The sequence below is a fragment of the Clostridium saccharoperbutylacetonicum N1-4(HMT) genome, from assembly GCF_000340885.1.
Lineage (GTDB): Bacteria > Bacillota > Clostridia > Clostridiales > Clostridiaceae > Clostridium > Clostridium saccharoperbutylacetonicum.
Window position 1 is genome coordinate 3790737 of the sequence record NC_020291.1, and the last position, 13733, is coordinate 3804469.

Here is a 13733-nt window from a genome sequence, read left to right on the forward strand (position 1 = left end):
AATAGAGCCATTGTATTGTATAATTGCGACAAATTCTTAAATATTATGATTTTTAATTTTAAAAATTTCTAAGATCAAATAAGTATTCCAACCTTTTGTTTATTTTCTAGAACTTTTTTAATTCCATGATGTGAATTAAATTCAGCTGTTAAATCCTTACCAGCTACAACGTCAAAATGCATTCCACTAGCCCACTGTTTTACATTGCTTAAATCATAAACTATCCCATCAACTGCTACATAAACTGGTTTTCCATTCTTCCCATTATATTGTGACAATTCTTCTATAGTAAATTGTTTTTGCTGTCTATCGTAAGCTTCTAGAATTTCACTAATCCTTTTAAATTCAAAATAACTAGACATAACCCTCAGTGCCATCTGCAATTGTTCATCATTACTAATTGGCTTATTATATTGTTCCATAAAGCTTATTGATTCTCCCAAAAATAATTAACTCATATATATTGTATTTTAATTTATATGCATTTGTGTATTTTTATTAAAAAAGCTCCCTCATCAATATATTTAAGATTTTTATAAAATCTTCTATAATTAATGAAAGAGCTTTTCTTATGAATTTGTTCTTTTTAATATAATTCAACCTCTCAAGATTAATATCGCTTCTTAAAATTTTAAATTAATGAATTTAAGAAAACCCCTCCTGAGTATAATGAATTATACTGACTATATATCACATTAGTATTTTTATAGGAGTATATTGAATTTTCTCCAGAATCAAATTGAAAACTAGGATATAAATTTTTTGATTTATTCATAGCATCTTGTACTTTACTATACGTTTCAGTTGCTGTGCCTGAAGCTCCACCTAAAATATCTCTAACATTTTTAAAATCTTTGCTAATTGCATTTTTCAAAGTATTTTCATTTACTGAAAGTTTCCCATCATTTTCAACTGTAATTCCTATAGATGATAATGAATCACTGTTATTTTTAGTTCCTTTAAAGGAATTAGATAAACTTTCAATTTTAGATGACTTATCTGAATTGCTTCCTAAAAAATTTACTACTTTATTATAATCATTAGCAAAATCTTTAACTGAATTTACAATTCTATTGCTATCAATATTGTCAGAGGATATTGCTGCTTTTCCAATACCATTTAGAGTTGCTTTAACTGTGCTACTTAAATTTACATTATTACTTTCAGAAGTATAATCTACATTGTTAACTTTGTACTTTGCATTTACTCCTTCTTGAGTTGCTTTAACTGTCATTTCCTGATTTAAATTATTTCCTAGAATTACAGTTAATTTTGAATTTTCACCTGTTGTATTTGATTGAAATTTCAATGAACTCTTTCCGTTTACTTCTTCTACTGTTGCTTTTACGCCTATAGCTGCTTTGTTAACTTTATCTGCTATTTTGTTCATAGCATCCTTGTTATTTAGAGCATTTTCAGTACCAACATCAAAGTTATAAGAATTTTTACCATTATCTATTGATACGCTACCAGTCGCAACTAGATCTTTTCCAGTTGAAGCTAATTCATTATAAGATATTGATTTTCCAGCTGCTAATTGACTAACTTCCACTGAATAATCCTTTTTATCATAACCACTTGTCTTTGTTGTAGTTACAACATTTGTATTGCTGCTGCCATAACTGTCAGCTTTAAAAGCTGAAGTTGAACTATAAGCCTTTAATGCATTAGATGATTTTTTTAATTCAGAAAAATCATTAACAAATTCAGAATAAAACTTTTTTGAATCATTAGTATAAGTTTGAAGTTCATTTAACTTTTTTGTAAAGGTGTCATTAAACCTTGAAGTAGCATTAACACCAGTAAATGCATTGTTATAATTATTTGTTTTATTATTTAACTTACTTATATTATTGTTAGAGTTTTTATTCAAACTAGATGAACTATTTATAAGATTATTGTAAGCATAACTTCTCGCTAATGGACTAATAGTATAACTCATAACCTTTCCTCCTTCCATATTATATTTTTTAAATTATGTCCCACACTATCAACTTATTTAATTTTCGACATTAATGCAATTTTCTTTATATATAAGTTCCAATTAAGATTTTACACTTCTCATCAAGAAATATTTAAGGGATTTCTTGACTAATGACAATTGATAATTAAGCTATATATACATTAAAGACTATTTCTGTTTTCTGCCTCAAGTATCCTATTACCAGCTTTCGCAGCGCCTCCACCACTAAAACCGACGCCAGAATAATAACACACCTCTTTTCTAATAATTATTTCTTTTGCTATATATTGAAATACATTAGAAGGTGATATATAATAAGTATAAATATTAACTGATAATTATTATCGATTATGATTTTTAATAAATATAATTTATTTGAAGGAGTTGATTTACATTGAAATATAACATTTTAATTGGGGGTTCTGCTGGACAAGGTATAGATACTATCAGTTCCCTCTTTGAAAAAATCCTTAAGAAAAGTCAGTATAATCTTTATACCACAAAAGATTATATGTCTAGAGTCAGAGGCGGACATAATTTTATTCAAATAAGATTTGGAGATGAAAAAATAACTTCCCATAGTTCTATAATAGATGTAATTGTAGCTATGGATAAAAATACAATTGTTAATCACATTGAAAAATTAAATAAAACTGGAATTGTGATTTGTGATGAAAGTATTGATGTGGAAGATTCACGAGTGTTAAAGCTTCCAATGAAAGCAATATCTACTGAAGTTGGTAATTCTAAAACAATTGGAACAGTTGCTGTTGGAGTTTTAACAAAGCTCTTTAATCTTAAGATAGATAATATAAACTCTATCTTTAATAAAAAATGGGACATAAAAACAAATGAAGCAAACAAATTAGCTTTTACTAGAGGATATGAAATTTCAAAAGAGCGTTTTAATCTTTCTATAGCTGAAAATAATAACAACATTCTTATTTCTGGTAATGAAGCTTTGGCTTTAGGTCTACTAGCAGGTGGACTAGGCTTTTATTCGGCATATCCTATGACTCCTGCAACAAGCATAATGACTTATTTATCTAAAGTTCAAAAGGATGCAGGAATAATAGTTGAACAAGTAGAAGATGAAATCTCAGCCATAAATATGGCGCTTGGAGCTTCTTATGCAGGTGCAAGATCAGCTACTGGAAGTTCTGGAGGTGGTGTTTCACTTATGGTCGAAGCTATTGGACTTTCGAGTATAACAGAAACTCCTTTGCTAATAATAGATTCTCAAAGACCTGGGCCTGCTACTGGACTTCCTACTAGAACAGAACAAAGTGATTTGAGCTTTTTAGTTACAGCTTCTCATGGAGAAGGACCAAGAATGGTACTTTCAGTAAGAAATGCTGAAGACGCTTTTTATGCTTCTGCAAGAGCTTTAAATATATCTGAAAAGTATCAAATACCAGTTATATTATTAACTGATCAATACTTGGCTGATACAGCTGTAACTATACCAGAATTCGATTTAAGCAAAGTGAAAATCGAAAGAAATATTGCTGGAGAAGAAGCTTTAGAAAGCGATGGAAGCTATAAAAGATATAAAGTTACTGAGAGTGGAATATCTCCAAGAATTCTTCCAGGTCAATTTGAAAATGCTGTAGTTTTAATTGATAGCGATGAGCATACTGAAGACAGTCAGATAACAGAATCTGCTGAAGTTAGAATAGAACAAATGGATAAAAGAATGAGAAAACTTAAACTACTAGAAAAAGATTTAATTGAACCAGATTACTTTGGAGTTGAAACTCCTGAAGTACTTTTGCTAGCATGGGGATCACTTGAGGGCCCTGTTGAAGAAGCTGTTAAACTTTTAAATGGTGAAGGTTATTCTGTTGGAGCTCTTGTTTTTGGAGATTTATATCCACTTCCAACAAAGCTTTTAGAAAAGTATTCAACTTTAGCTAAAAAATTAGTTAATGTAGAACAAAATTTTAACGGTCAACTTGCTAAATTAATTAGGATGGAAACTGGAATTTCTATTGATAATAGCATATTGAAATATGATGGAAGACAATTAAGCTCAGAAGAAATTTATTCTCGAGTTAAAAAGGAGGTATTCTAAAATGATCGAAATTAAAAAGTATGATACAAAAGAAGAAATTGCATGGTGTCCTGGCTGCGGAGATTTTGGAATACTAGATGCTTTGAAGGAAACTTTAGCAGAACTAGAAATAAAGCCTCACGAAGTTGTACTATCTTCAGGAATAGGCCAAGCAGCAAAGATGCCTCACTATATAAATTTGAACGGTTTTAACGGCCTTCATGGAAGAGCAGTTCCTCCTGCTGTTGGCATTAAACTTGCAAATAAGAATTTAAAGGTAATTATAAACTCAGGTGATGGTGATTCTTATGGTGAAGGTGGAAACCATCTACTTCATAATATTAGAAAAAATATTGATATTACTCACTTTGTTCATGACAATCAAATATATGGACTTACAAAAGGTCAAGGATCACCAACTACTAACAAAGGACAAATAACTTCATTGCAATTTGAAGGAACAACTGTAGATTCCTTCAAGCCTCTTGCCTTTGCAATAACTGCTGGAGCAACCTTTGTTGCAAGAAGTTTCTCTGGAGATAAAGAGCACTTAAAAGCTATAATGAAAGCTGCAATTACACATAAAGGTTATGCTTTAGTAGATATTCTTCAACCTTGTGTAACCTTTAACCATATAAATACTTTTAAATGGTATAAAGATAATACCTATAAGCTTGATGATAATTATGACTACAGCAATAAGCTTCAAGCTCTAGAAAAAGCTATGGAGTGGGAAAATGGTATACCTCTTGGGATTATATATAAAGAGGAAAAAACTGAATATACAGATATAGTTGCAGCCTTTAAAAATAATAAACCTCTCTTAGAACGAGATTGGAAACCAGAGTATGCTAAAAAGTTTATAGAAACCTTTAAATAATAATTAATTCTGCAGATAACTCCTTAAAAATTAAAGAGAATACATAGTTTAGTTTAAATCAAAGCTATGTATTCTCTTTAAAATTCACTCTATAATTTTTTTACCTCAGATAGTTTTCCATCAAAAATTGTCCCAAAAATGGATTTCCTCATCGATTGTCCTAATTGTAACTTTTTATTTATTAATCTTCCTCTACCAGAAATATTAGAATTCCATAAAATATTTCTTCTTATACTTCGTTAGTTTGGTTCTTTTTAATATAAGTAGGAGTATATCCACACATTCTTTTAAATTCACGTATCATATGAGACTGATCCCAATATCCAGCTTCAACTGCACTTTGAACTATATTTTTTTCTTCTAAATGATTAACAGCTTTATGAAACCTAGCAATACTTTCATATTCTTTTAATGTAATTCCGAGAATAGTATTAAAATCTCTTTGAAGTTGTCTATAAGATATATTTAAATCTGAAGCAATTTCTTTAAAACTTTTTTGATTTTGTATATGACATAAATTTGCTGCATTAAATACTCGCGTCATTTGATTTGTAAATTTATATTTTCCACTATCTTGAATCTCATTTATATAATCCTCAACAATATACATCCACTTTTCTGGAGAATGTGTAAACAGTTTATTTCCAATCTTATATATTGAATCTTCTTCTTTAAATAGTATTATGTCTTGGCAAGCTGCTGGAGTAATTCCTGTCATTTGATAAAATAGCCAAAACTCTATACTTACTATAAATACAGCAACATTTTCAACTCTGCTAATCATAGGCTCTTTATTTATTCCATAAGCAAGTACATCTCCTGTTTTTATTTTCATACCATTATAGTGACCTATTCCATCAATAATAAATGCAATATGAACAGCCGTAGAGGCTGGTGCTGGCATAATTCCATAATCAAACAAACAATAAGCATATTGCAGTATACCTTCTTTATCAGTATGCTTAACTTCAATATAACTTTTATTCACTTCTTCGGTTACAAACTTCATACTATTCCCCCTTTATTTACCAATTATAAATATCTTCAATATTTAACTCAGCATGTAGCTATTTTTTTGTATATCAATTTAATTTTACCAATAATTATTGGATCTTGTATTGTAAAAAAACGACATTACTTATAACTAAGTTCCGTTTTAAGAATAATTTCTATAATTCCTCAGAATAGCCACAAGAAAAACTAATTAAATTGATTAAATAGTTTAGCTTTGATATAATATTGTAAAAAGCTAGGAGGGATATAAATGTTTGAAAATGATAGCTATGAAGAAGATGTAAAGTTATTTAAAAAAGTGACTTCTACACAAGCAGACGAATTATTATCTAATGAAGGCATAGCCGTTACATATATTGGTCGATCAACATGCCCATACTGCCGTAAATTTGCCAAAAAATTAAGTGCTTTGACTAGTAAAATTAACACAACTATTTATTACGTGGATAGTGTTGATTCTTCAGATGATTCAATTAACTCGTTTAGAGAAAAATATAATATTGTGACTGTACCAGGATTTATTGTTAGCAAAAATATGGAAATAGAGGTTCGTTGTGATTCTTCACTTCCAGAGGACGAAATATTAGATTTGTTAAAATAGATGATATCATATATATTATTTAAAATGAATAGAAAGCCTTGCTTAGTCACACTTAAAAAAAACGACACTTATAATTAAGTGTCGTTTTAAATTTATTCTTTAATATATGAGCAGCAATAATCTGCTACTTCCTTAACTTCTAAGTTAAACTTAGAATTAGCTGGAACTTCAAAGCTTTCTCCTTCTTTATAGGTTACAAACTTATCGCTCCCTGGTAACTTAACATCCATTGAGCCACCCAAGATTTCCATTACTTCCTTATCACCTGTACCAAATTCATAGTCACCTGGCAACATTATTCCAAGGGTTTTTCTTTCCCCATCTTCAAAGATTACTGTTCTACTTGTAACCTTGCCATCAAAATAGATATTTGCCTTTTTCACTGCTGTTACATTTTTAAATTCACTCATTTTTTTACCCCAAAAGTTATATTAGTTAAGAATTACTTAAGCAATAGCTTATTAATACTTACTATTTGTATACAAGTGCAGAAAACTTCCATTGCATTTTTAAGTTCTTCAACTGAAGGAAATGATGGAGCAATACGAATATTTCTATCTCTTGGATCATTACCATATGGATAAGTAGCTCCAGCAGGTGTCATAATTACTCCAGCGTCAGCTGTCATTTTAATTACTTCTTTAGCACAACCATCGAGAGTATTAAGACTAATAAAGTATCCTCCATTAGGCTTATTCCACCAAGCAATTTCTTTTCCATCAAGTTCAGCACTAAGTGTATTTAAAACAGTTGAAAATTTTGGTTTCATAATTTCAGCATGCTTTTTCATATGTGCTTCAATAGCTTCCATATCCTTTAAAAACCTTACATGGCGAAGCTGATTCATCTTATCAGGTCCTATCATTTGAATTGATAGTTTCTTTTTAATTTCCTTTAAATTTTCCTTGCTAGTAGCCATAGCTGCTACACCTGCACCTGGAAAAGTTATCTTTGAAGTTGATATATACATAAATACTCTATCTTCATGTCCAGCTTCTTTACAAGCTTCAAATATATTTTTAAGTTTATCTCCCTCTCCAAAAAGATCATGTACTACATATGCATTATCCCAAATTATTCTAAAATCTTTAGCCTTAGTTTCCATTTGAGCAAGCCTATCTACAATATGATCTGAATATGTTATTCCATCTGGATTGCTGTACTTAGGTACGCACATAATTCCTTTTATAGCTTCATCGCTACCTACAAGCTTTTCAATTGTTTCAATATCTGGTCCATCTAAATTCATATCTATAGGAATCATTTCAATACCAAAAAGTTCACATATAGCAAAGTGTCTATCATATCCTGGACTAGGGCACAAAAACTTAACCTTAGGTAGTTTTCCCCATGGAATCTCACCAGGTAACACTCCAAAATTCATTGCACGTTCTATTGTATCATATATCATATTAAGCGCTGAATTCCCACCTACAAGAACTTCATCTGCATTTGCCCCAAGAATCTCTCCAAAAAGTTCTCTTGCTTCTAAAAGTCCATCAAGTCCACCATAATTTCTGCATTCTACTCCATCTGAACTCATATAATCTGTAATTTCCATCATCTTCATTGATAAATCCAATTGTTCTTTGCAGGGTTTTCCACGTGACATATCGTATTTAAGATTCATATTTTTAAAATCTTCGTACTTCTTTAAAAGTATCTCTTTTTTTTCTTCTAATTCTTTTGCATTCATTTCTGTAAATTTAACCATTAGTCATAGCCCCCTATTAATTAATAAAATTATTATTTAAAAAGCTTTCAATTCTATCAAAAGCTTCCTTTAGCACTTCCTCAGAATAACAATAAGATATTCTCATATAGCCTTCCCCAAGGCTTCCAAAAGCAGTTCCAGGCACACAAGCAACCTTTCCTTCATTTAATAGCTTTTCACAAAATTCTTCTGCTGGCATATTGAATTTTTTAATTGAAGGAAATATATAAAAGGCTCCTTTAGGTTCTGCCACCTCTAATTGTAGTTCTTTTAACCTCTTCATACAATAATCTTTTCTTCTTTCAAAGGATTTCCTCATCCTTTCAACATCCTCTGATGAATTTCTTAACCCTTCCAAAGCCCCATATTGAGCAATAGAAGGAGCACAAGATACCCCATATTGATGAACCTTCATTATTTCTTTCATATATTTATTTACGCAAGCAACATAACCAATTCTTAGACCCGTCATCGAGAAGATCTTTGAAAATCCACTTACATAGATAACCTTATCTTTTATTTCACTAGCCTGAGCTACTGAATAGTATTCATCAAAAATAATAGAAGAATACATTTCATCTGTTATTACAACAATATCCTTTTCCTTTATAATATCTATAAGTGCATCTCTTTGTTCTTTAGTTAAAATTGCACCTGTAGGATTAGATGGAAAAGATAACATTAATACTTTTATATTTTCTTTATCTAACTTTTCCTTAATTACATTAATATCTATTGTAAAATCCTCTTTTAAAGGATACGTGACAACCTCTGCCCCTATCATTATTGAGATATTTTCATAAGCTGGATAAGCAGGCCCTGGCAATAAAATCTTTTCTCCAGAATTCATGAGTGCAAATAATACTGAATATAAACCTTCACTTCCACCAACGGTTATACATATTTCGTCTTTATCATATTTAATCCCAAAGTTCCCTAAATGTCTACTTATTTCTGTTCTGAGTTCTTCTATCCCAGCATTTGAAGTATAAGTTGTCTTATTCTCCATTATTGCTTTTGTAATTGCTTCACATATATTTGCAGGTACAGAAAAATCCGGCTGACCTATAGTTAATGAAATTGCACCCTCTACTTTATTGACTTTTTCTGCAAATCTTCGTATACCTGAGATCTGTATTTTTTCAACTTGTTTATTCATAATAATTGTGCCCCCTGTTATTTGCAATATAAATTCATTTTACAACATTACTTCCCCTGATTCAAACAATTTGTATTTTTATACTTATTTCTCTTTTAATTATGCTAAAACTTTATTATAATAAAGCTAGGTTATGCAAGTATAACAGGTTACTATACTTGTTATTTTATTTCATATGCCATTTTTGAAAAATACTAGAAAGGGTGATTTAATGTCATACAATTTAACAGATCCTTATGAAATTGCTAGATTTATTAAGGAATCAAAAAAATCAACTCCAGTAAAAGTTTATATTAATGGAGATTTAAGCAATGCAGAAATGAATGATGTAGAATGGTATGGTTCTAACGGATTTTATATACTAATGGGAGAATCTGATTCTATAACTAAAATAGTGTTAGATAATAAACATCTTATAAAGCATTTTAGAATAGAAAATGATAGAAGAAATTCAGCTATACCAATGCTTGATTTACTAGAAGTAGATGCTAGAATTGAGCCAGGTGCTATTATAAGAGATAAAGTTACTATTGGTAAAAATGCTGTAATTATGATGGGTGCTGTAATTAATATTGGAGCTGAAATCGGCGATGGAACAATGGTTGATATGAATGCAGTAGTTGGAGCTCGTGGACAATTAGGTAAAAATGTTCACTTAGGAGCTGGTGCAGTTGTTGCTGGTGTATTAGAACCACCTAGTAAGGAACCTTGCCAAATTGGAGACAATGCTTTAATTGGTGCTAATTCTGTAATTCTTGAAGGAGTTAAGATAGGTGCTGGTAGCGTTGTTGCTGCTGGTTCAGTAGTTACTGAAGATGTACCTGCTGGCGTTGTTGTTGCTGGATCACCTGCAAAAATCGTAAAGACTGTAGATGATAAAACAAAGGACAAAACACAAATTCTTGAAGATTTAAGAAAATAGGAATTTACATATGTTTATATAATAAAAAAAGTGGCCTATGCCACTTTTTTTGCTATACTGCGCCTTGTTGTTCTCCAGTAACTTCTTCCTTATGAGCTCTTTCCATTTTAGAAATCGAAACTTCATAAGCAACTTTTTTTACTACTTCATTATCTGATACCTTTTTTTGGTATTCTCTACTTTGAAGTCTTCCCCATACTTTAATATTATCTCCAACACTTAATGTTTGACAAAATCTTGAATTTCTACCCCAAGCAATAGTTGGAATATAATCTGACTTGTTATATGCTCTATTTACTGCAAGTAAAACATCAGCAATTTCACGTCCAAAAGGTGTTGTTCTGTAGATTGGTTCTTTGCAAATATACCCATCTAGGAATATTTCATTAGGATTTTTACTTCTTTCAAGACATGGTTCGATATTTCTTGCAAAAACAGTAAGTATAAGCTTATTAGATCCATCTATAAATTTATTATAAGATCTTAACTGTCCTTCCAAAATTATGTCTACACCTACTTCTAGCTTAATGTCATTAAGCAATCTTTCTGAAACAGTAATATTTAAAGTATCTACTGAATCACTTAATCTCATTACATCTAAATCAAAAGTGTAAAACCCTTCCCCATACATTTCATGACTAAACTCTAATTCAGATGTCACTTTACCTTCAAGGTAAATCTTGTTATTTAGCATTAAATTATCCATTGTAATCCCTCTCTCCATCGGAAATTAATTTATTTTGTGTCTAATATATGCTCCCACTTGCATATATTACCATTATAATACAAAAACTAGTTATCTTTCAATATTTATTAAATTTTTTTATGCTGAATTCCATCACCATCCACAATATAGTTTTCATGGTATATCATTTCTCCAACCGCTTTAAATTCATATCCCTTGCTTTTTAACTCCTTAATAATCCTATCTAAATTTCCTGGAGTATACTTGGCATTATTATGAAATAAAACAATTGATCCAGGTTTTACCTTTTTCATAACCCTATTGTATTCAGTTTCAGCCGAAACTTCTCTCCAATCAACTGAATCTGCATCCCATTGAATTGCTTTGTATCCTAATTCTCTAATTTTAGAAAAGGCTGCTTTATTATAATCTCCACTTGGAAATCTAAATAACTTTGGCCTTTCACCTGTGTATTTTTCAATTATGTCATTTGTTTTTTCAATCTCTTCCTTCATCCTATCTGGTCCTATTTTTGAAAATAGAGGATGTTTATAACTATGATTACCTATCTCATGCCCCCCTTCTTTTATCGCCATTAGCTTATCAACATTTTCTTGACTATAATTAACCCACCCTCCCATTATGAAGAATGTTCCTTTTATATTATATTTTTTCAATATGTCTAATATTACTTGCAAGTTATCTTTTTCCGCCCAATTAATATCAAAGGTTAAACTTACTACCTTTTCATTTGTATCGACACAGTATATTGGTTCTTCCTCATTTATATTTGATACTGCGTGAATAGTTTTGCTAGTCCCTATAGACATAAGCATTAATAGAACAATCAAAATAACACTTAGTCCTATTCTTTTTTTCTTCCATACCACTTTTTTTCTCCCTTTTCGTGCTTTACATTTTAACTATATTCATTACATATTTTTTTATTCCTTAAAAGTATTTTGAATTTAATGCATAAGAAAATACCTTTTAAAGTATACCTTCCCTATATAATTATTTTTATTAAATATTAATTAGCGATAATATATTAGAAACCGTATACTTCACTTGTTATTTTTTTCAATGTGACTTATAATAAAAAGAGATTTTCATTAATTATGGAGGTATTTATGTACGAAAGTTCATCAGAATTAGCAGAAAATAAATTATTAATGTTATATGTATTAAAATCAATTAAAGAGCCCATTTCAAATACTCAGCTTACTGAAATAATTCTTGAAAATAACTTTATTAATTATTTTACATTCCAGCAATATTTGTCTGAGCTTGAAGAATCTAGATTTGTAGAATATAATGATGTTAATGATAAAAAACTTATTATATTAACCGAAAAAGGAGATAATGTTCTATCCTTATTTAAAGATAGATTATCCCCTTCAAAAATATCCATCATTGATGCGTATATTAAAGATAAAATCGAAGCTATAAAGAAAGAATTAACAATACATGCTGATTATACTTTAGGAAGCAATGATAGCTTTATAGTTGATCTTAAAGCCATTGAAGATCAAGCATTATTAATGGAATTAAAGTTATCTGTTCCATCTAAAAATCAGGCTACTTTAATTTGCAATAAGTGGAAGGAAAATCCTTCTGACATTTATACAAATATCATTAATTTATTGATTAATTAGTTAAAATATACACCTTTAAAAAAAGCAGCTATGCTGCAATTAAGATCATTTTAAAAGAGCAGCTATGCACATCTAAAAAGAGCAGCTATGCTGCAATCCACAACTTATATTAACAATTTTTGACTTGTTATTTATTTTCATGTGCACAAAGTCATACTATTAGGTTCGTCCCCTATACGTATGACTTTTACATTATTCTCTGTAAGATTTATTACTTTTAATATTCCATTCAAATAATCTCCAACAAAAATTCTATCTTCAACCTTTACAATGCCTCTTGGCATTCCACCAATTCTAATTTTATTTTTTTCTTTAAATTCCTTTAAGTCTATTACACTGATAGTTCCATCACATAAATTTGAAATATATAGGAAGCTTTCTTCCTCAAATAAGTCCACTGGAGAATTTCCAACTTCAATTTTATTAATTAATTCAAGAGTGCTTAAATCGATAATTCCAACTGTGCCATTTTTATCATAGCCAAGACAACTTAGACATATATATAAATATTTTTTATTTTTAGATATAATTGTTTTCATAGGTATATTTTCTACTTTTATTCTTTTTATCTCTCTATTATTTAAATAATCTATTACAGATATGCTATCGTCTCCCATATTACTGATAAATATTAATTTATTATCTTCAAATAATGTAGCATTATGAGGAAACCTACCTGTTGGGATTTCAAAATTTATTCTTTCACCGATAAAATCATAAATAATAACCGAATTTGACTCGCCGCATAAAACATACGCTATATCATTTATTGCAACAATGTCATTTGGGTGTGCGCCTACATATAAATTAGTCTCTTCTTTAAAGTTATTATAATTTATTATAGAAATACTATTATTATAATTATTAGCAACTAAAATTTTATCTTTGTATAATGATAATCCATGAGGACCAAATGGACCTTCACCATCAGATAAAATTATACTTTCACTATTTAAATCTTCAGTATTTATCTTATTTAAACTATCTGAAGCAGTATTGCATAATATAATATAACTCAATCCATTTTCCTCCCTAAAGATAATCATTTTCATATATATAATATATTCTGAAAATACATTATTGGCAC

At 29.7% G+C, this 13733-nt stretch carries 14 protein-coding genes; 5 read left to right on the forward strand and 9 right to left on the reverse strand.

Features of this window, described 5'->3' with window-relative positions; translation table 11 throughout:
* Positions 1–74 precede the first annotated feature (74 nt).
* Positions 75–422, reverse strand: a complete 348-nt coding sequence (locus tag CSPA_RS17005) for a cytochrome b5 domain-containing protein (protein WP_017810519.1) — start codon at positions 420–422, stop codon at positions 75–77.
* 209 nt (positions 423–631) lie between these two features.
* Positions 632–1942, reverse strand: coding sequence for a flagellar filament capping protein FliD (gene fliD, locus CSPA_RS17010; RefSeq protein ID WP_015393583.1), 1311 nt, complete (start codon positions 1940–1942; stop codon positions 632–634).
* A 415-nt stretch (positions 1943–2357) separates the two neighbouring features.
* Between fliD and CSPA_RS17015 the strand changes: the two genes are divergently transcribed.
* On the forward strand, positions 2358–4037 hold the full coding sequence (locus CSPA_RS17015) for a 2-oxoacid:acceptor oxidoreductase subunit alpha (protein WP_015393584.1): 1680 nt from the start codon (positions 2358–2360) through the stop codon (positions 4035–4037).
* 1 nt (position 4038) lies between these two features.
* Entirely contained in the window at positions 4039–4896 is an 858-nt protein-coding gene (locus tag CSPA_RS17020; protein ID WP_015393585.1) for a 2-oxoacid:ferredoxin oxidoreductase subunit beta, read from the forward strand.
* A gap of 229 nt (positions 4897–5125) precedes the next feature.
* Here the strand turns inward: CSPA_RS17020 and CSPA_RS17025 are convergent, their stop codons facing one another.
* A complete protein-coding gene (locus CSPA_RS17025) occupies positions 5126–5905 on the reverse strand; it encodes a helix-turn-helix domain-containing protein (protein WP_015393586.1) in 780 nt (259 codons plus the stop codon).
* A 255-nt stretch (positions 5906–6160) separates the two neighbouring features.
* Here CSPA_RS17025 and CSPA_RS17030 point away from each other — a divergent pair, with 255 nt between their 5' ends.
* Positions 6161–6511 (forward strand): DUF6568 family protein, encoded by a 351-nt coding sequence (locus CSPA_RS17030; protein WP_015393587.1) that lies wholly within the window; start codon positions 6161–6163, stop codon positions 6509–6511.
* Positions 6512–6603: 92 nt separating this feature from the next.
* Here the strand turns inward: CSPA_RS17030 and ppnP are convergent, their stop codons facing one another.
* The 3 genes from ppnP to CSPA_RS17045 are packed head-to-tail and all read right to left on the reverse strand — an operon-like array spanning position 6604 to position 9384.
* The gene (ppnP, locus tag CSPA_RS17035) at positions 6604–6921 is read right to left on the reverse strand and encodes a pyrimidine/purine nucleoside phosphorylase (RefSeq protein WP_015393588.1); all 318 of its coding nucleotides are present in this window, start codon (positions 6919–6921) and stop codon (positions 6604–6606) included.
* A gap of 32 nt (positions 6922–6953) precedes the next feature.
* Positions 6954–8225 (reverse strand): aspartate aminotransferase type Ic, encoded by a 1272-nt coding sequence (locus CSPA_RS17040; protein ID WP_015393589.1) that lies wholly within the window; start codon positions 8223–8225, stop codon positions 6954–6956.
* A gap of 16 nt (positions 8226–8241) precedes the next feature.
* On the reverse strand, positions 8242–9384 hold the full coding sequence (locus CSPA_RS17045) for a pyridoxal phosphate-dependent aminotransferase (protein ID WP_015393590.1): 1143 nt from the start codon (positions 9382–9384) through the stop codon (positions 8242–8244).
* Between the two features lie 211 nt (positions 9385–9595).
* On the opposite strand from CSPA_RS17045, the gene dapD reads away from it, so the two are divergent.
* A complete protein-coding gene (gene dapD, locus CSPA_RS17050) occupies positions 9596–10306 on the forward strand; it encodes a 2,3,4,5-tetrahydropyridine-2,6-dicarboxylate N-acetyltransferase (protein WP_015393591.1) in 711 nt (236 codons plus the stop codon).
* 52 nt (positions 10307–10358) lie between these two features.
* On the opposite strand, the gene CSPA_RS17055 is transcribed toward dapD, so the two are convergent.
* A complete protein-coding gene (locus CSPA_RS17055; protein WP_015393592.1) occupies positions 10359–11012 on the reverse strand; it encodes a single-stranded DNA-binding protein in 654 nt (217 codons plus the stop codon).
* Between the two features lie 107 nt (positions 11013–11119).
* On the reverse strand, positions 11120–11881 hold the full coding sequence (locus CSPA_RS17060) for a polysaccharide deacetylase family protein (protein WP_015393593.1): 762 nt from the start codon (positions 11879–11881) through the stop codon (positions 11120–11122).
* A gap of 240 nt (positions 11882–12121) precedes the next feature.
* On the opposite strand from CSPA_RS17060, the gene CSPA_RS17065 reads away from it, so the two are divergent.
* The gene (locus CSPA_RS17065) at positions 12122–12646 is read left to right on the forward strand and encodes a DUF4364 family protein (RefSeq protein WP_015393594.1); all 525 of its coding nucleotides are present in this window, start codon (positions 12122–12124) and stop codon (positions 12644–12646) included.
* Between the two features lie 137 nt (positions 12647–12783).
* On the opposite strand, the gene CSPA_RS17070 is transcribed toward CSPA_RS17065, so the two are convergent.
* The gene (locus CSPA_RS17070; RefSeq protein ID WP_015393595.1) at positions 12784–13665 is read right to left on the reverse strand and encodes a YncE family protein; all 882 of its coding nucleotides are present in this window, start codon (positions 13663–13665) and stop codon (positions 12784–12786) included.
* Positions 13666–13733: the final 68 nt, after the last annotated feature.

Excerpts from the sequence above, each read along its gene's own strand:
- CSPA_RS17005 (WP_017810519.1), bottom strand. The coding sequence starts at position 422 with ATGGAACAATATAATAAGCCAATTAGTAATGATGAACAATTGCAGATG.
- fliD (WP_015393583.1), bottom strand. The coding sequence starts at position 1,942 with ATGAGTTATACTATTAGTCCATTAGCGAGAAGTTATGCTTACAATAAT.
- CSPA_RS17020 (WP_015393585.1), top strand. The coding sequence starts at position 4,039 with ATGATCGAAATTAAAAAGTATGATACAAAAGAAGAAATTGCATGGTGT.
- CSPA_RS17025 (WP_015393586.1), bottom strand. The coding sequence starts at position 5,905 with ATGAAGTTTGTAACCGAAGAAGTGAATAAAAGTTATATTGAAGTTAAG.
- CSPA_RS17030 (WP_015393587.1), top strand. The coding sequence starts at position 6,161 with ATGTTTGAAAATGATAGCTATGAAGAAGATGTAAAGTTATTTAAAAAA.
- ppnP (WP_015393588.1), bottom strand. The coding sequence starts at position 6,921 with ATGAGTGAATTTAAAAATGTAACAGCAGTGAAAAAGGCAAATATCTAT.
- CSPA_RS17040 (WP_015393589.1), bottom strand. The coding sequence starts at position 8,225 with ATGGTTAAATTTACAGAAATGAATGCAAAAGAATTAGAAGAAAAAAAA.
- CSPA_RS17045 (WP_015393590.1), bottom strand. The coding sequence starts at position 9,384 with ATGAATAAACAAGTTGAAAAAATACAGATCTCAGGTATACGAAGATTT.
- dapD (WP_015393591.1), top strand. The coding sequence starts at position 9,596 with ATGTCATACAATTTAACAGATCCTTATGAAATTGCTAGATTTATTAAG.
- CSPA_RS17055 (WP_015393592.1), bottom strand. The coding sequence starts at position 11,012 with ATGGATAATTTAATGCTAAATAACAAGATTTACCTTGAAGGTAAAGTG.
- CSPA_RS17065 (WP_015393594.1), top strand. The coding sequence starts at position 12,122 with ATGTACGAAAGTTCATCAGAATTAGCAGAAAATAAATTATTAATGTTA.